Source organism: Lysinibacillus sp. BPa_S21 (assembly GCF_023337795.1).
GTDB lineage: Bacteria > Bacillota > Bacilli > Bacillales_A > Planococcaceae > Lysinibacillus.
The window spans coordinates 14,147-32,373 of sequence record NZ_JALIRS010000021.1 but is presented as its reverse complement, the minus strand read 5'-3'; the positions used below and the strand labels follow the sequence as shown (position 1 = coordinate 32,373).

General features: G+C 38.1%; 10 protein-coding genes and 2 pseudogenes. 10 read left to right on the top strand and 2 right to left on the bottom strand.

Annotated elements, in window-relative coordinates; translation table 11 throughout:
- The gene (locus MOK21_RS22540; protein ID WP_249076185.1) at positions 1–2,193 is read left to right on the top strand and encodes a histidine kinase dimerization/phospho-acceptor domain-containing protein; all 2,193 of its coding nucleotides are present in this window, start codon (positions 1–3) and stop codon (positions 2,191–2,193) included.
- 339 nt (positions 2,194–2,532) lie between these two features.
- Here MOK21_RS22540 and MOK21_RS22535 read toward each other — a convergent pair whose 3' ends face one another.
- Positions 2,533–3,681: an acyl-CoA dehydrogenase family protein gene (locus tag MOK21_RS22535; protein WP_249076184.1), complete on the bottom strand. Its 1,149-nt coding sequence runs from the start codon at positions 3,679–3,681 to the stop codon at positions 2,533–2,535.
- 383 nt (positions 3,682–4,064) lie between these two features.
- On the opposite strand from MOK21_RS22535, the gene MOK21_RS22530 reads away from it, so the two are divergent.
- The 4 genes from MOK21_RS22530 to MOK21_RS22515 all read left to right on the top strand — a co-directional run bounded on the left by MOK21_RS22530 (position 4,065) and on the right by MOK21_RS22515 (position 9,061).
- Positions 4,065–5,144 carry a metallophosphoesterase gene (locus MOK21_RS22530; RefSeq protein ID WP_249076183.1) on the top strand — a complete coding sequence of 360 codons (1,080 nt, stop codon included), beginning with the start codon at positions 4,065–4,067 and terminating at the stop codon, positions 5,142–5,144.
- A gap of 324 nt (positions 5,145–5,468) precedes the next feature.
- Positions 5,469–6,302, top strand: coding sequence for an undecaprenyl-diphosphate phosphatase (locus tag MOK21_RS22525; protein ID WP_308221955.1), 834 nt, complete (start codon positions 5,469–5,471; stop codon positions 6,300–6,302).
- Positions 6,303–6,476: 174 nt separating this feature from the next.
- A complete protein-coding gene (locus MOK21_RS22520; RefSeq protein WP_249076182.1) occupies positions 6,477–7,772 on the top strand; it encodes a protoglobin domain-containing protein in 1,296 nt (431 codons plus the stop codon).
- A 326-nt stretch (positions 7,773–8,098) separates the two neighbouring features.
- Positions 8,099–9,061, top strand: coding sequence for a 2-hydroxyacid dehydrogenase (locus MOK21_RS22515; protein ID WP_249076181.1), 963 nt, complete (start codon positions 8,099–8,101; stop codon positions 9,059–9,061).
- Between the two features lie 191 nt (positions 9,062–9,252).
- On the opposite strand, the gene MOK21_RS22510 is transcribed toward MOK21_RS22515, so the two are convergent.
- On the bottom strand, positions 9,253–10,053 hold the full coding sequence (locus MOK21_RS22510) for a TIGR00266 family protein (protein ID WP_249076180.1): 801 nt from the start codon (positions 10,051–10,053) through the stop codon (positions 9,253–9,255).
- 645 nt (positions 10,054–10,698) lie between these two features.
- On the opposite strand from MOK21_RS22510, the gene MOK21_RS22505 reads away from it, so the two are divergent.
- The 5 genes and pseudogenes from MOK21_RS22505 to MOK21_RS22490 form a co-directional block, all read left to right on the top strand.
- Positions 10,699–12,177, top strand: coding sequence for an aldehyde dehydrogenase family protein (locus MOK21_RS22505; RefSeq protein ID WP_249076179.1), 1,479 nt, complete (start codon positions 10,699–10,701; stop codon positions 12,175–12,177).
- Positions 12,178–12,203: 26 nt separating this feature from the next.
- A complete protein-coding gene (locus tag MOK21_RS22500) occupies positions 12,204–13,376 on the top strand; it encodes a saccharopine dehydrogenase family protein (protein ID WP_249076178.1) in 1,173 nt (390 codons plus the stop codon).
- A gap of 10 nt (positions 13,377–13,386) precedes the next feature.
- Complete coding sequence (locus tag MOK21_RS22495) at positions 13,387–14,580, top strand: acyl-CoA dehydrogenase family protein (protein WP_249076177.1); 1,194 nt, start codon at positions 13,387–13,389, stop codon at positions 14,578–14,580.
- A gap of 263 nt (positions 14,581–14,843) precedes the next feature.
- Positions 14,844–15,608, top strand: a pseudogene (locus MOK21_RS24075) (M9 family metallopeptidase N-terminal domain-containing protein); the annotation flags it as partial.
- A 75-nt stretch (positions 15,609–15,683) separates the two neighbouring features.
- Positions 15,684–18,074, top strand: a pseudogene (locus tag MOK21_RS22490) (collagenase); the annotation flags it as partial.
- Positions 18,075–18,227 lie beyond the last annotated feature (153 nt).

Genomic DNA, 18,227 nt, shown 5'->3' with positions numbered 1-18,227 from the left:
ATGTTGAAAAATTGGAAACCTCTTCTCGCTCTTATATGTTTAATCTGGGTAATTTTCGGTATATTTACGTTCTCTAAAGTAGGGTACCAATACATTGGGAAGTCCTATTTTCAATCCGGTAATTTCCAACAAGAACTTGATAATTTTCAGTCAGAAATAGGACCATTAGTGTTAAATGTGCCGACTGCTGAGGATTTGAAAAGTAAAATTGTGGTGACACAGAGTGAAATTGAAGAACATCGTAATTTTTATGGAACCTTAGGACAACAGATAGATAATATTAAAGCTCAATACGAAGAACGCATTCAAGAAGCTACTAATTTAAATGCAACAGAATTAAAAACAAAGCTTGAGAAAGAGCGAGATACAACCATTAAAGATATAAAGGCGAATTTTGAGGACGATGAGCATGTCCGTAAAAAAATTCTAGCCCAAAAGAATGAACTCGTTGATCAATATATAAAGGCAGTAAAAGAAGAAGCAAAGAGTTTTGTGAGAAATAATAATTACTGGTCTTATGAATTAACGAACACTGAAACAGGCAAAACGTATCGTTCAGGTGATGTTTCGGATAGTGGTGCGTACAAAATTAAGTATAATGAACAACATCCATTAACTACTTGGAATATTAGTGATAATTTAAGCCAAATTTTTTATCGAACGGATAACAGCTTGGATACGGAAAGTTTAAGGGAAACTTCTGATTACACTGGTACCATCACCATCTCTACAAAAACGGCGCAAGCAGCCAATATCTTGGAGGAATATGACCATTTTACACGCCAGCAATACATTTACTACTTCATATGGTTAACGGGTATTGTGGCAGCAATTTTTGCATGGAACGGACGTAAAGAAGTACTGCAGATGGTACGAGGTTTAAAGGAAAAAGAAGCTCTTGTAAAAATGAAAATTGATTATCAAGTGGGATTATTATTAATAAATGCATTCATCTATTTGGTAGCATCTGAAATTGCTTTTGAAGCGATTGAGTTTACTTATCAATCCAACTATGTACAGTATTTCACTAGTGTGCTGGTGAAATTGGGTGTCTTAATCATTATTGCAATGCTATTCTTTGTACAGCTAATTTGGTTGTATGATCGAGTGAATACAGTACAGAAATTAGAAGAGAATATAAAAGCTAGCTATTTATGGTCACTAGGTGGATCAATTACGGATTTATTTTTAAATCGTTCCATTGGATTACATGCTATTGTCATGATTGGGGCAGCGTTTTTTGGTGGCGGAAGTCTTGTTGCTTTTATGCTAAGAGGGGGAGGATTCCCCTTTCTAGTATCGGGCATCTGTGCGATGATCGGTATTCCAGCTATGATTCTTTTCCTTTCAAGAATGGGCTATTTAAACCGAATTATGAAGGATACAAAAGACATGGCAGAAGGGCGTTTAAATCATGATGTCAAAGTAATGGGCAAATCACCACTTGCGGAACATGCTGAAAACCTTAATCATTTAAGAGAAGGTGTCAGCACGTCTATGCATGAGCAGGCAAAAAGTGAACGTTTAAAAACAGAGCTTATTACGAATGTTAGTCATGACTTACGCACGCCATTAACGTCTATTATTACGTATACAGATTTACTGAAAAATCCTGATATTACTGAGGAAGAGCGCCAGCAATACATTCATATCCTTGATAAAAAATCAGATCGTCTAAAACTACTGATTGAGGATCTTTTTGAGGTATCTAAAATGGCGAGTGGTAATATAGAGCTTCATCGCAGTCGAGTCGATTTAACGCAGCTTGTACAGCAGGCAGTAGGGGAGCATGAAGAAGACTTAGCACAGGCGCATTTAGATTTACGCATGACAAAACCACAGGAGCCAATCTACGCGATTGTGGATGGACAAAAATGGTGGAGATTGATCGATAATTTAATCGTTAATGTTTTAAAATATGCATTAGAAGGTACACGGGTTTATGTAACATTGAAACGTACAGCAGACGGTGATGCTGAATTCACGGTTAAGAACGTTGCAAAATATGAAATTAGTGAGAATGCCGATGAGTTATTTGAACGCTTTAAGCGCGCCGATGCTTCACGCCATACAGAGGGCTCTGGGTTAGGGTTAGCCATTGCGCAATCTATTGTAGATTTGCATGGTGCTCGTATGAGTATAGAGGTAGATGGAGATTTATTTAAGGTCATCGTTCGAATTCCAACGGCATAAAGCAAAACCAGTGGCAATTATTTTGCCGCTGGTTTTGTTATGTTGAAAATGAAATGTTTGAGGGAATCTTTATGAATATTGTGGTCGTTGATCCGTCGTTATGGCGGGGTATCCGCAGCTTTGGCGGTTCTATCCACGACTTTGACAGTTCTATCCGTCACTTTGACGGTTCTATCCATCGCTCCGGCAGTTCTATCCGTCGTTCCGTCCCATCAAACCGTCGCCTTGGCTACAATTCGTCACTCCAGGCCATCCATCCGTCACTCCGGCCAAGCTCGGACGTCTTCAGGAACGGAAATCAACCCCTCTGCGGAAGAGCCATACACCTCAATTTCACAGTTATAATCCTAAATTCTTAGCAATAATTACTTTCATGACTTCATTGGTACCTGCATAAATCGACATGACTGGAATATCACGATATCTTCTAGCAATCTTATATTCTTCCATGTAACCATAGCCACCATGCAACTGCATACATTGGACAGCAAGCTCACGTGCATTTTCTGTTATCCAGTATTTTGCCATCGAAACTTTTGTCACGACATCATTTCCTGCGATATGTTCTTCTATTAAAGATTCTAAAAATGATTTGCCAAGTTCGATTTTCGTTGCCATTTCCGCTATTTTAAATTGCGTATTTTGGAAGTCGCTAATTGATTTGCCGAAAGCTTCACGTGATTTTACATAATCAATTGTTAAAGCTAGCATGTCCTCAGCGGCTGTTTGTGCGGCGATGGCTACTGCTAAACGTTCTTGCTGCAGCTTTTCCATCATATAGATAAAGCCTTTACCTTCTTCACCAAGGAGATTCTCTACTGGTACGCGACAATCTTCAAAATATAGCTCGGCTGTATCCTGTGCGTGCATACCAACTTTTTCAAGCTTGCGACCTTTCGTGAAGCCTGGTGTCCCATCTTCAATGACAAGAAGGCTAATGCCACGATGTTTTTTTTCTGCCTGAGGATTTGTCTTTACCGCAACGACCGCTAAATTTGTATGAATCCCATTTGTAATAAATGTTTTTTGTCCGTTGACGATATAGTGATCACCATCACGAATAGCAGTTGTTTGGATGTTTGCCAAATCTGAACCTGTGCCTGGCTCCGTCATAGCGATTGCTGTAATATTTTCACCTGTCACGCATTTCGGTAGCCAGCGTGATTTTTGCTCATTCGAGCCGTATGCCTCAATATAAGGCACGACAATATCGTTATGCAGACCAACGCCAATAAGGCTCGAACCTACACGCTCAAGCTCTTCTTGAATAATTACGCCGAAACTAAAATCGAGTCCGAGACCGCCGTATTGCTCTTCTACTTGAGGGCATAGATAACCCATTTCCCCAAGCTTACGCCAAAAATCAAGTGGAATAAGATGATCTTTCTCCCATTGTGGATAGTTCGGCTCAGCTTCTTCTGCTAAAAACTTACGTAAGGTTTTACGAAATAACTCATGCTCTGTTGATTCGAATTTATATTTTGTCATATGAACAACACCCCTTTTTTCCCCGTACATGCGTAAATTTTCTCTTGCAATTATAATGTTACTGAAATATTCAGAAAAATTAAAGTATATTATTCATAGATTTTCTACATAATCTTATATAATTAGGTTGAATGAGGGTCTTACCATTTAGTAGGCGCTTTCTAGTGATGGCTGTTGCATATGATTTCGTGTAATCACCTAAATTACGAAATTGTCACTTTCCTGATTAGATTGTCATGTAAATCATACGATTAAATGACAGAGGAAATGTACACTAGATATAATGAGCTAATTGGATACCCTTGTGCACTTACTTTCTTTAAGAGAAGGTTAAGTAGAATGCTATAATCAACTAAGACTATAGGAAAGTAGGGAACTGAAATATGCCTAAAGTAATTGGTGGAATTCTTTTTATAAGTATATATAGTGCATCAACTTTTTACTTAGGATGGGGATTGAGACAATGGCTTATGGCGATGGGGTGGTTCCATTATCCAATTGTCTATTGGTTTGTGCTGTATATCATTGCGTTCAGTAGTATTATTAGTAGATTACATGAGTCCTTACGAGTGTTTTCAATCATCAATAATTACTGGATGTTTATTTTTGAATACGGATTATTTCTTTGTTTGATAGCACACTTGATTATTTGGCTAAGTCCTTTTAAAACTGTACCGATAGTTGGCGGTATGGCAATGGCGACGTTGTTTGTACTAGGTATTGTAGGTACCTATTTAGCGTATTCACCTGTAGTCCGCCATTTAGAAATAACGATGGATAAAAAGAGTAGTGAACTAGAATCGATGAGAGTTGTAGTCGCATCAGATTTCCATTTAGGTGTTCTAGCAAATAAAGGACATTTACAGCGCTTTGTTACGTTATCGAATGAAGCAAAGCCGGATATCGTTTTTTTAGTTGGGGACATTGTAGATGACGATCCTAAATGGTTTGTTAAAGAGAGAATGGCAGATGTGATGAAGCAATTAACATCTACATATGGCGTGTATGGTGTACTAGGCAATCACGAGTATTATGGTAAGAAAATCCCTGAATTTATTAAAGAAATGGAAAACGCTAATGTAAAAGTTTTGTGTGATGAAACTATTAGAATTGATAATGTGTTAGTATTAACGGGGCAAGAGGATATTACAAACAAGGATAGAACACAACTAGAGGCACTGAAGATAACAGATGACTTGCCTTGGTTTGTCATGAATCATACCCCAAATGATTTAAATACGCCTACAAAAATGGGCGTAGACTTCCATATGTCAGGTCATACACATAAGGGTCAACTATGGCCCAATCAGTATATAACAGCACGTGTATTTGAGCTCGATTATGGTTATAAGTTGAAGGAGAAAATGCATACACTTGTTTCATCGGGCTTTGGCTTTTGGGGTCCTCCAATGCGAATAGGCAGCCGTTCTGAATTATGGGTTGTGGATATAAACTTTCGTTAAAAAAAGCGGCAGAAAAATTTCGTTGGAGTAAGGCTGATGATAAATGTTGTCTTTTGGCACAGCATTAAAAGTTGGGGATGACATTTGTTAAAAAGTATGCCATGGATATAAGTTGATTGGAGTGGAGGCTGGGCGACTCCTTGGGGATCAGCAATAGAGGAACGAAGGCTCATCGGACGCCCCCAGGAAGCTGTGCGAAAGCGAAGCGGCAGCTACATAGCGCCCAGCCGGAACGGAAATCAACCCACATTATGGTGATGTGCTCATCGTATATGAAAAAGTGTATTTTATTATATTTTAATCTGTAAAAGGTAAGGTGACAACGTGGATATTATTGAATTATTAAAGGCGCTTATTTTAGGCTTTGTCGAGGGAATGACAGAGTTTGCGCCAGTGTCGTCGACAGGTCATATGATTATTGTGGACGATATGTGGTTAAAGACAGAGGAGTTTTTAGGGATGTATCCCGCCAATACATTTAAAATCGTTGTACAGTTAGGTTCTATTTTAGCCGTAGTCGTTGTTATGTGGAAACGAATGTTAAATTTAGTTGGACTCTATAAAATTGATGGTCAAACGACATCGGTGAAAGGTCACTTCAATTTATTGCATGTTATTGTGGGTATGCTGCCGGCAACTATAATTGGCTTTGCGGCTAAAGATTTTATTGATGATCATCTATTTAAAGTCGAGCATGTGATTTATGCTTTAGTAGCTGGAGCAATTTTAATGATTATTGCCGATAAATTTGCATCAAAAAAACCAAAAGTTGATTCGCTAGATAAAATTTCTTATGGTTTAGCATTTAAAGTAGGGTTAGTACAATGTTTATCACTTTGGCCAGGGTTCTCCCGTTCAGGCGCAACAATTTCTGGTGGTGTACTATTTGGTATGAGTCACCGTGTGGCGGCAGATTTTACTTTCATTATGGCCGTACCAATTATGGCAGGTGCTAGTTTAGTATCTGTACTGAAAAACTGGGATACGCTGTCTATGGATTATATCGGATTCTATGTGGTGGGCTTCATTAGTTCATTTATCTTTGCATTATTATCAATTAAATTCTTCTTAGCACTTATTTCAAAAGTGAAATTAATGCCATTTGCTATTTATCGTTTAGTACTAGCTGCTGTACTGGCTGTTATTATCTTTATGTAATGAATAAAGTCACTCTTCTAATATAGAATGAGTGGCTTTTTAGTATTTTAAATGGTTAATAAGTATTATCATATTAGATGGTTTTTTACCTACATATTGTCTTTTCAATTGTCTAGACAGTATAATTAATTAAAGATTTATTTATTTTTAGTAAAATAGACATAGGTCGGTGGGGTGGAGAAATTGTTTCGAATTGGAAATAGACCAAAGAAAAAAACAATTGAGATTACTGATGAATCAAGTATAGGGGTTATTATTCAAGATCAGGAACGTTTACAGCAGTTAAATCTAGTAAATTTGACTAGAGAAGATTTGCAGTTAATTCGAAGTTTAAAACCGTATATTGAACGAAATGTCGCAGAGGTAGTGTCAGCATTCTATCACGAGATTGAAAGTGTGCCAGCCTTACGTCAGGTTATTGAGAAGTATAGCTCTAGTGACCGTTTACGCCAAACTTTACGTCATCATATTATAGAAATGTTCGAAGGGCGTATAGACGATGCATTTTTGGCGAAGAGAAGGCAGGTGGCAAAAATGCATGTTAAGATTAACTTGTATCCTAAGTGGTATTTAGCAGCCTTTCAAAATCTTGAAAAATTTTTAAGAAAGGTTGTTTATAAACTTCAATTAACGAGGGACGAAGAAGAAAAGTTTTGTAATGCCATAAGTAAAATGTGTAATTTCGAACAACAAATTGTTTTAGAGGAATATGATACTTACGCGAATACATTAATTGAAAAGCAACAGAGGAATGTTCGAACACATGTTAAAGAAATCATAGGTGGGATATCTACGCAGTTAGAGACTCAGTCTAAAAGCACAAATGAAACAGTGACCGAATATAACGCCAAGGAAGTTAATGAATACTTAAAGGAAAGTATCGATGAGGCGAAAATAATGCAGAAGGTATCGTCTGAAGGCTACTCTAAAATAGTGTTAATTAATGAGCAGACTGGGAAAATTCATCATAAGACAGTTGAAATGTCGGGTATGGTGGAGCAATTAGATCAATCTTCGTCTAAAATTAATGCCGTTATTGAAATAGTGAAAAGCATTTCTGGTCAAACAAATTTACTTGCGTTAAATTCAGCTATTGAGGCTGCGCGTGCAGGAGAGCATGGGAAAGGCTTTGCTGTCGTGGCAAATGAAGTTCGTAAGCTTGCTGACCAAACGAAAAGTTCAGTGGAACAAATTGCGGATCTCATAACTATGTCCAATGAAATTACAAATCAAGTTGTTCTAGCTATTAATGAGATTCAAGAACTGGTGAACAATAGTATTGAGCAAAACGAGGAATCTTTAAAAGCATTCGATGCAATATCCGGCTCAGTAGACGGTTCTATCTCTAACTTCCAAAATGTCGGGCTAAAAATAACGAAATTAGAGGAAATTATAGAATCGATTGGAGAATCTTCCGAGGAACTAAAACAAGTTGCCAATCGACTAGATACAACAATTAGAGATTTTTAACGACTATGCATAAAGCCTGTGCATAGTTTTTTAAGTTCAGGATGATAAAGTGTATGATACGAGATCCAGCAAGCTATGTGAAAGCGAAGCGGCTTATTCGATGCCATCAGGAAAGCACCCAGACGGAACCGAAATCATATTACGAATTATTTTTTATAAATGAGACAAAATCGCCTTTTTGAAGGATAAAACAATAAATAGACGGATGAAATTTGTAGAGTGATAAAAAGGAATAGAGATCACCTTGTAAAGATAAGAAATCCTCTAGAAAATACTTGTTCTAAGTGTTACGCTATAGGCGAATTAAATTGAGGGGTGTTCGGAAAATGAAAAAGAAATTATTTATTACACGAAAGTTCCCAGCGCATATAGTTGAGCCATTAAAAGAATATTATGATATCGAACAATGGGAAGAAGAAGAAATTGTTATACCTAGGGAAAAACTATTGGCAGCAGTCGCAGATTGTGAAGTACTGTGGGTAACGCTTGCTGACCAAGTTGACGAAGAGTTATTATTACACGCACCCAATTTAAAACTTGTAACAAATTTAGCAGTTGGATTTAATAATATTGATATTAAAGCTTTGCGTAAGCGCGGAATAATGGCGACAAATACTCCAGGAGTATTAACCAATACGACTGCTGATTTTGTCATGGGATTATTGCTTGCAACGGCACGTAGAATTCCAGAAGGTGATCGATATTTACGTGAAGGTAAATGGAAAAGTTGGTATCCGATGCAATTAGTAGGTAAAGATGTTTCAGGGGCCACTATAGGAATTATTGGTATGGGACGTATTGGCCAAGCTGTTGCAAGACGTGCAAAAGGCTTCGATATGAAAATTTTATATAATAATCGTAGACGTCGCCATGAGGCAGAAGAAATGTATGGCTTTCAATATGCATCGTTGGAGGACCTTTTAAAACAATCGGATTTTGTTGTTATTATGACACCTTTTAACAATGATACAGTAGGACTTATAGGTGCAGAGGAACTTGCTATGATGAAGGATGATGCGGTATTGATTAATGCATCACGTGGTGGCATTATCGATGAGAACGCACTTTATGATACGTTAAAAAGTGGTAAGCTGTGGGCTGCAGGGCTAGATGTCTTTGAACAAGAGCCTATTTCATTAGATCATCCATTGTTGACGCTTCCTAATGTTGTAGCACTTCCTCATATCGGGAGTGCCTCGCTTCAAACTAGAACTGCTATGCTGATGCTGAACGTTAAAGAGCTTACCGCATATGGGCAGGGCAAGGTTCCATCAAATCGAATCGATTAATGACACCGAAAAAAGGAGCACATCTAATTGCGATGTGCTCCTTTCATATTGATTAAGTATGGCTCTTTGCAGAACGAGGGGGTGATTTCCGTTCCTCTATTGCTAATCCCCAAGGAGTCGCTCAGTCCCCATTTCAATCAACCACTTCAATTAAGATGTCTCTTTTGGTATGTCTATTTAAACGGCGTCCATTATTTATTAAACATATCAAATAAACCGCCAATGCCACCTTCACCTTTAGATTGACCGCCACCGCCTTGAGAAATTGGTGCTGCAGCGAAGACGCGGCTTGCTAATCGGCTAAATGGTAATGATTGAATCCATACTTTACCCGGACCCTTTAAAGTAGCAAAGAAGATACCCTCACCGCCAAATAATGCAGTTTTTACGCCCTTGACCATCTCGATATCGTAATCTACATCAGATGTCATAGCAACTAAACAGCCTGTATCAACACGTAATACTTCACCGGGTGCTAGCGTCTTTTCGTGAATAGTTCCACCTGCATGTACAAAAGCCATGCCGTCTCCTTCAAGCTTTTGCATAATGAAGCCTTCACCACCAAAGAAGCCAACTCCGATTTTTCTCTGGAATTCAACACCGATTGAAACACCTTTAGCAGCAGCTAAAAATGCATCTTTTTGACAAATAATCTTTCCGTTCAATTGGCTTAAATCCATTGGAATAATCTTACCTGGGTATGGAGATGCAAAATACACATGGCGTTTACCTGAACCAACGTTCGTAAATGTCGTCATGAATAAACTTTCACCTGTAATTAGACGTTTTCCAGCACCAAATAATTTACCCATAAGACCACTTTCTAAGCTTCCTCTTGAGCCATCGCCAAAGATCGTTTCCATATGGATAGAATCATCCATCATCATTAAAGCTCCAGCTTCAGCGACCACTGTTTCTTGAGGGTCAAGCTCAACTTGCACGTATTGCATATCGTCGCCATATAATTGGTAGTCAATTTCGTGATTATTCATAAAGGATTCCTCCAAAAAATATTTTTGTTAATATATACGATTATAAGTTGTATAAGTTTCATCGCATAATTAAATGTTTTAGAAAAAAAGGGAATAGGCTAGTAAATGTCGAATATAAAACACTAGAATGAGTATTTTCCTTAGCCTGAAAATTTGTGATTGTTTAACTTCTTTTAGCGGATGTCGCGGAATCGGAAAGGAGTTAATAAAGGATGTTAGCCTAAAATCATCGCATCTATGCGATAACGACTAACCAACCTACATCCTGTTGCTGCCGCTACGTTAGCACTGCGCTTTCGCACAAAAAACATCTTGTTGCTGCCGCTGCGCTTTCGCACAAAAAACATTTGTTGCTGCCGCTGCGCTTTCGTGCAAAACCGATTCCGGACGCCATTATGCCAAGGCATAATGGATTGCTCATAAAAGATGACATCAATGTTCAGCTAAAGAAAATAAAGCCTCTGACGATTGTCATTGATAGTATTGAATCCAAAGTATGCTCTACAGACTTCTTTATATTAAAAATTCGGAATTTTGACATATTTAATTTCGTATAAATAGAGTTATAGATGCTATCTGTCTGGAAACGATATAGCTGGTAACAATGCAGCAGAGGCACCGTAGTTACTTCAGGGGGTGTATGTAGTGGAAATCAAAAACTATATTGGCGGTGAATGGGTAACCCATTCGCATTTACAAAGTATAATAGTGTCCAACCCTGCTAATGGGGAGCAGCTAGCTACAATACCGCGTTCTACTGCAAGTGAGGTAGATGCAGCGGTAGCAGTTGCAAAAAATGCACAAAAAAGCTGGGCATTAGTACCTGCACCTAAACGTGCTGACTATTTATATGCCATCGGTCAAAAAATGAAAGAGAAGAAGGAACATTTGGCGACCGTTTTAACAAAAGAGATGGGGAAGGTTATTGAAGAAGCTAGAGGTGAAGTACAGGAAGGGATAGACATGGCCTATTATATGGCTGGTGAAGGGCGACGGTTATTTGGAGAGACAACACCGTCAGAACTAGCCAATAAATTTGCCATGAGTGTACGGGCACCAATAGGCGTTGTAGGTTTAATAACTCCGTGGAATTTCCCGGTAGCGATTGCTACTTGGAAGTCATTTCCTGCAATAGTGGCTGGCAATACGTTCATTTGGAAGCCGTCTAATGAAACGCCGATGATGGCGTATGAAATGGGCAAAATTTTTGAAGAGGTTGGCTTACCAGGCGGAGTGGCAAATATCGTCTTTGGTACAGGGCCAACAGTTGGAACAGCATTGATTGAACATCCAGATGTCAAGGTTATTTCATTTACCGGTTCTACAACAACAGGAAGTAAGGTAGCAGAGCTAGGTGGGAAACACCTGAAAAAGATTTCATTAGAGATGGGCGGGAAAAATGCAGTCATAGTTATGGATGATGCCGATTTACAGCTAGCTACTGAAGGCATCTTATGGAGTGCATTTGGCACTGCTGGTCAAAGATGTACAGCATGTAGTCGCGTGATTGTGCATAAAGATGTAAAAGAGGAACTAGAAAAACGTCTATTAGACGAAATGCAAAAGCTAACCATTGGGGACGGCCTAGATGAAAGTGTGAAAATCGGACCAGTGATTAACAAAGCTGCATTAGAAAAGATTAATCACTATGTGCAAATCGGCAAACAGGAAGGGGCGACGTTGTTAGCTGGAGGTAGAATTTTATCGGAGCCTCCTTATGATAAAGGGTTTTATTATGAGCCTACACTATTTACCAACGTGAAGCCTGACATGATTATTGCACAGGAAGAAATCTTTGGTCCGGTCGTTTCTCTAATTGAAGTAGCAAGTTTGGATGAAGCAATCGAAGTAAATAATGGCGTAAAATTTGGCTTATCCAGTTCAATTTTCTCACAAGATGTGAATACGATTTTCCGCGCACAACGAGATTTAGATACAGGAATTGTTTATGTGAATGCTGGCACAACAGGTGCTGAAATCCATTTACCATTTGGTGGCACAAAGGGCACAGGGAACGGTCATCGCGACTCGGGTGTTGCTGCCTTAGATGTCTATACAGAATGGAAAAGTATTTATGTAGACTATAGCGGTAAATTACAAAGAGCACAAATCGATACAGAATAACAGATCAATGAGAGGGGATGTTCTTGATGAAAGTTGTTGTATTAGGTGCAGGTTTAATGGGGAAAGAGGTAGCTCGTGATCTAATAAAAAATAGCAAAGTGGAGCGTGTATTTTTAGGGGATATAGATGTAAGATTAGCGCAGAACTTTGTGGACTCGTTAAATACAGATAAGATTGAAGTTGTAGAGCTTCATGCTGAGCGCGATGATTCTTTAATGGAGGTAATCTCAAAAGGCGATGTAGTCGTTAATGCATTATTCTATTCCTTTAATGAGCGTGTAGCACAAGCGGCAATCGCGGCTGGTGTTCATTCCGTAGATTTAGGTGGTCATATTGGCGGCGTAACAGAAAAAATATTAGATCTTGATGAAGAGGCAAAAGCAAAAGGCGTAACCATTATTCCGGACTTGGGTGTTGCTCCTGGTATGGTTAATATTTTAGCGGGCTACGGTGCTTCTAAATTAGATGAGGTAGAATCTATTAAACTATTTGTAGGTGGTATTCCTACAGAGCCGAAGCCACCTCTTCAATATACGCGAGTATTTTCCCTAGATGGTGTCTTTGATCATTATACAGAGCCATCAAAAATGATTCAAAAAGGTAAACTTCAAGAAGTTCCATCGTTATCAGGTGTTGAACCTATTTATTTCAAAGATTTTGGTGTGCTTGAGGCATTTTATACATCTGGCGGTATATCGACATTGTATAAGACATTCCCAAATGTCCAAACACTAGAATATAAAACAATTCGTTATAAGGGACATGCAGAGAAATTTAAGTTATTAGCAGACTTAGGATTCCTCGACGCTGGTAATAAAGTAGAGATAGAAAATCAAGAGGTTCCTGTACGTCCAGTTGTTCGTGAGGCCCTTAAAAAGAAACTTGATCTTGGTACAAAACCAGATGCAGTGCTACTGCGTGTTATTGTAGCGGGGGAAAAAGCACAGCAACAGGTGACTTATGAGTATGAAATGGTTGTGCGTAAAGATATGACGATTAATGAAACGGCTATGGCGCGTGCAACAGCAAATACAATTTCTGTCGTTGCTCAAATGATTGGAGAAAATAAAATTACTGAACGCGGTGTATTTGCGCCTGAATCAATTGTACCGGGCGACACTTATATTGAAGAAATGGCTAGACGTGGTGTTGTGATTAAGGAGACGTCTCATATATCTGCAATGATCGTGAAATGGTAGGTGCTTGGTCATGAATTTCGAGTTTACCACTGAGCAGGAAATGCTACGTAAAACAGTACGGCAGTTTGTGGATGCAGAGATTATTCCACATATTGCGAAGTGGGATGCTGAGGGTGGCTTTGATCCGAAGATTTGGTCAAAACTTGCTGAGCTTGGCTTAATGGGTGTTTGTGTACCGGAGCAATACGGTGGTAGTGGTATGGATTTTAATGCACTCGCCATCGTTTGTGAAGAGCTTGAACGCGGAGATACAGCGTTTCGTACAGCTGTTTCAGTCCATACAGGTTTGAATAGCATGACCTTAATGCAATGGGGAACAGAGGCTCAAAAACAGCAATATCTTGTTCCGCAGGCAAAAGGAGTTCGGATTGGGGCATTTGGTTTAACAGAGCCCGGAGCAGGGTCTGATGTAGCCGCGATGACTACCACCGCAGTAAGGGATGGAGACAGTTACGTTTTAAATGGACAGAAAACATGGATTTCCTTATGTGATATAGCTGACCATTTTATCGTTTTTGCCTACACTGATAAATCGAAGAAGCATCATGGCATTAGTGCATTTATCGTAGAGCGTTCCATGGCAGGTTTTACATCGAAGGCCATTAAAGGTAAATACGGTATTCGTGCTGGTAATACTGGGGAGCTCTTTTTTGAAAATTTACGTATACCTGTGAAGAACCGCCTTGGAGAAGAGGGCGAAGGCTTTAAAATTGCTATGTCTGCGTTAGATAATGGTCGTTTTACAGTAGCTGCAGGCGCTGTCGGTCTTATTCAGGCGTGTCTCGAGGCGAGCGTGAAATACTGTCAGGAACGCGAAACATTTGGGAAGCCTATTGGTGAGCATCAGCTAGTAGGGCAAATGATTGCCAAAATGGAAGCGGGCTATCAAATGAGTCGCTTACTTGTATATCGTGTTGGAGAGTTGAAAAACAAAGGTGTACGTAATACGCGAGAGACATCCTTGGCAAAGTGGCAGGCATGTGATTTTGCTAACAAAGCCGCGGATGATGCTGTCCAAATTCATGGGGCATATGGTTATTCGGATGAATATCCAGTCGCACGTTATTTACGTAACTCGAAAGCACCGGTTATTTATGAAGGCACGCGGGAGATTCATACGATTATGCAGGCTGATTATGTATTAGGAAAACGCCAAGATAAGCCATTAGCAAAAATGCTACCGAAATGGCCATTTGAAGAGTAAGTTTATTTCAAGAAATAAACAAAAAAAGAATCCGAATTAGGGTTCTTTTTTTATGTTTCCGTAAATATTCTGTTTCGTTACAACTAAACCAATTTTTATGCTCCAATTGTGTCCTGACGTTCAAATTATACAAGAAAATTTGTTATAAAATAACATTTTATATCGCTTTACTCTCATAATATGGTATTTTAAAAAAGGTAATATAGTTCTAAATAATCAACGTATTATCAAGTTATGGATATAGTGCAATAGGAGGACTTGTTATGAAGAAAAAATTAAAACTCAATCAAGTGTTACTTGGAGTAAGTACAATGGCATTGTCGTTTGGAACGTTACAAGCGGAAGCATCAGCAGCAGAAAAAACGCCTTATAATGTATTACAAATGAAGCCTGCCGGCATAGTGACTTCGAATGAGGAAGTTACACATTCTACAACGGCAGATGAAACATTCTCATTTGAAAAACGTTTGGAAATGGGCGATTTTTCGGAACAACCAGCTCCAACTATAAAGCTTGCTGAAACGAAGCAATTGCAGGAACAATACTCGATGGCAGAGCTTAATAAAATGAATGACAGTGAGTTAATTAATACGCTAGGAAATATTCGTTGGTATCAAATCACAGACTTATTCCAATTCAATGAGGATACAAAAGCTTTTTATCAAAATAAAGAACGTATGCAAGTGATTATCGATGAATTAGGGAAAAGAGGAAGTTCATTTACGAAAGATGATTCAAAAGGTATTGACACATATGTTGAGTTATTACGTTCTGCTTTTTATGTGGGATTTTATAATAACGAACTAGGTTATTTAAATGAGAGAAGTTTCCATGATAAGTGTTTACCAGCATTAAAAGAAATAGCTAATAATCCGAACTTTAAACTTGGTACAGATGAGCAAGATAAAGTAGTATCCGCCTATGGTAAATTAATAGGTAATGCTTCTAGTGATGCGGAAACAGTTCAAAATGCTACGAAGATTTTAAAACAGTATAATGAAAATCTTTCTACATATGAACGCGCGTATTCAAAAGGACAAGCTATATACGATGTAATACATGGGATTGATTTTGACTTGCAGTCGTATTTGCATGATGCACGTAAAGAAGCTAATACGACGATGTGGTATGGAAAGATTGATAGTTTCATAAATGAAGTGAATAAAATTGCTCTTTTACATAATGTTACAGAAGATAATAGTTGGTTAATCAATAATGGTATTTATTATGCAGGGCGTTTAGGGAAATTCCATAGTAATCCGAATAAAGGTTTAGAAGTTGTTACACAAGCGATGCATATGTATCCATATTTAAGTGAAGCATATTTTGTGGCAGTAGAGCAAATTACTACAAATTATGATAGAAAAGACAATGATGGAAATACAGTGGATTTACAGAAAGTACGTGAGGAAGGAAAGAAGGAGTATTTACCGAAAACATATACATTTGATAATGGATCAATTGTATTTAAGACGGGAGATCAAGTAACAGAAGACAAAATTCAAAGATTATATTGGGCTGCAAAAGAAGTAAAAGCACAATATCATCGTGTAATTGGGAATGATAAAGCATTAGAACCAGGCAATGCAGATGATGTATTAACAGTTGTCATTTATAACTCTCCAGATCAATATCGATTAAATCGTCAATTGTACGGATATGAAACAAATAATGGTGGTATTTATATTGAAGAGAATGGAACGTTCTTTACATATGAACGTACGCCGGAGCAAAGTATTTATAGTTTAGAAGAGTTGTTCCGCCATGAATTTACTCATTATTTACAGGCAAGATTCGAGGTTCCTGGTTTATTCGGAAGAGGAGATATGTACCAAAATGAGCGACTAACATGGTTCCAAGAAGGAAATGCAGAATTCTTTGCAGGATCAACGCGAACAAATGATGTTGTTCCGCGTAAGAGTATTATTAGTGGATTATCAGATGATCCATCACAACGCTATACAGCTGAACAAACAATGTTTGCAAAATATGGATCGTGGGATTTTTATAATTATTCATTTGCACTACAGTCTTATATGTATAATCATCAATTTGAAACATTTGATAGGATTCAAGATTTAATTCGTGCGAACGATGTGAAAAATTATGATGCGTATCGTGACACTTTAAGTAAAGATCCACAACTAAATACGGAATTCCAAGCCTATATGCAGCAATTGATTGATAATCAAGAAAAATACGAGGTGCCACAAGTATCAGATGATTATTTAGTGCAACATAAACCAAAAGCATTAAATGAAGTGGAGCAAGAAATTGTCGATGTTGCTAACGTAAAAGATGTAAAAATGACAAAGCATAAGTCTCAATTCTTTAATACATTTACACTCGAAGGTACGTATATAGGTAATGAAACAAAAGGTGAATCCGAAGATTGGAAAACGATGAGTAAGCAAGTGAACCAAGTACTGGAACAACTGTCACAAAAAGAGTGGAGCGGCTATAAAACAGTGACGGCGTATTTTGTAAACTACCGTGTGAATGCGGCAAATCAGTTTGAATATGATATTGTTTTCCACGGCGTTGCGACGGATGAAGGAGATCGTCAAGCGCCTATAGTAAATATCAATGGTCCATATGCTGGGGGCGAAAATGAAGAAGTCCAGTTCAAGAGTGAAGGTTCAAAAGATAAGGATGGAGAAATAGTTTCTTACCTTTGGGATTTTGGTGATGGACAAACAAGTGAAGAGGCAAACCCTACTCATGTATACGAAAAAGAAGGTACATATAATGTGACATTAACAGTGAAAAATGATAAGGGAATAGAAAGTAAAGATCGTACAATTGTATCTGTACGGAAGGGCGAACAAACAGGGAATCCTCATCCAGAAGAAGCGAAGAACATTCCATTTAATACGCCTCTAAAAGGTGATTTAGTTGGTGATGATGATACGGATGCATACACATTCGAAGTTACGTCTCCAGAAGAAATCGATATTTCTGTCTTAAATGAAAATCAAATCGGCATGACATGGGTGCTTTATCATGAGTCTGATAAGCAAAATTATGTAGCATATGGACAGGAAGATGGAAATAGTATAAAAGGTAAACTTCATGCAGAGCCAGGGAAGTATTATTTATATATTTATAAATTTGATAAAGAAAAAGGGACATATACAGTAAATGTACAAAATAGTGCACAAACAGAGCTAGAACCAAATAATCGTCCAGAAGAAGCAAAAATGATCCCATTTAATAAGTCTTTAAAAGGTAGCTTGATGGATGATGATCATACGGATATATACACATTCGATGTTACGTCTCCAAAAGAAATCGATATTTCTGTTCTGAATGAAAATCAAATTGGCATGACATGGGTGCTTTGTCATGAATCTGATATGCGAAATTACGTAGCATATGGACAGGAAGATGGAAATAGTATAAAAGGTAAATTTACTGCGAAACCAGGAAAGTATTATTTATATATTTATAAATTTGATAATGAAAACGGGACATATACAGTAAATGTACAGTAATATACGATAGTTTTAGATTCAAAAGTAGAGGCAGATCTGATTTCTATAATGCATAATCATATATCTAGTGTCTAAACATAGAAAAGGGCAGCAGCTAACGTAAAATACATTAGCAGCTGCTCGCAATTATAGTCTATATAAGACGAGAGGGAT

Bases quoted from the DNA above. Each gene is read 5' to 3' on its own strand.
- MOK21_RS22515 (WP_249076181.1), top strand. From the start codon at position 8,099: ATGAAAAAGAAATTATTTATTACACGAAAGTTCCCAGCGCATATAGTT.
- MOK21_RS22530 (WP_249076183.1), top strand. From the start codon at position 4,065: ATGCCTAAAGTAATTGGTGGAATTCTTTTTATAAGTATATATAGTGCA.
- MOK21_RS22500 (WP_249076178.1), top strand. From the start codon at position 12,204: ATGAAAGTTGTTGTATTAGGTGCAGGTTTAATGGGGAAAGAGGTAGCT.
- MOK21_RS22540 (WP_249076185.1), top strand. From the start codon at position 1: ATGTTGAAAAATTGGAAACCTCTTCTCGCTCTTATATGTTTAATCTGG.
- MOK21_RS22495 (WP_249076177.1), top strand. From the start codon at position 13,387: ATGAATTTCGAGTTTACCACTGAGCAGGAAATGCTACGTAAAACAGTA.
- MOK21_RS22535 (WP_249076184.1), bottom strand. From the start codon at position 3,681: ATGACAAAATATAAATTCGAATCAACAGAGCATGAGTTATTTCGTAAA.
- MOK21_RS22510 (WP_249076180.1), bottom strand. From the start codon at position 10,053: ATGAATAATCACGAAATTGACTACCAATTATATGGCGACGATATGCAA.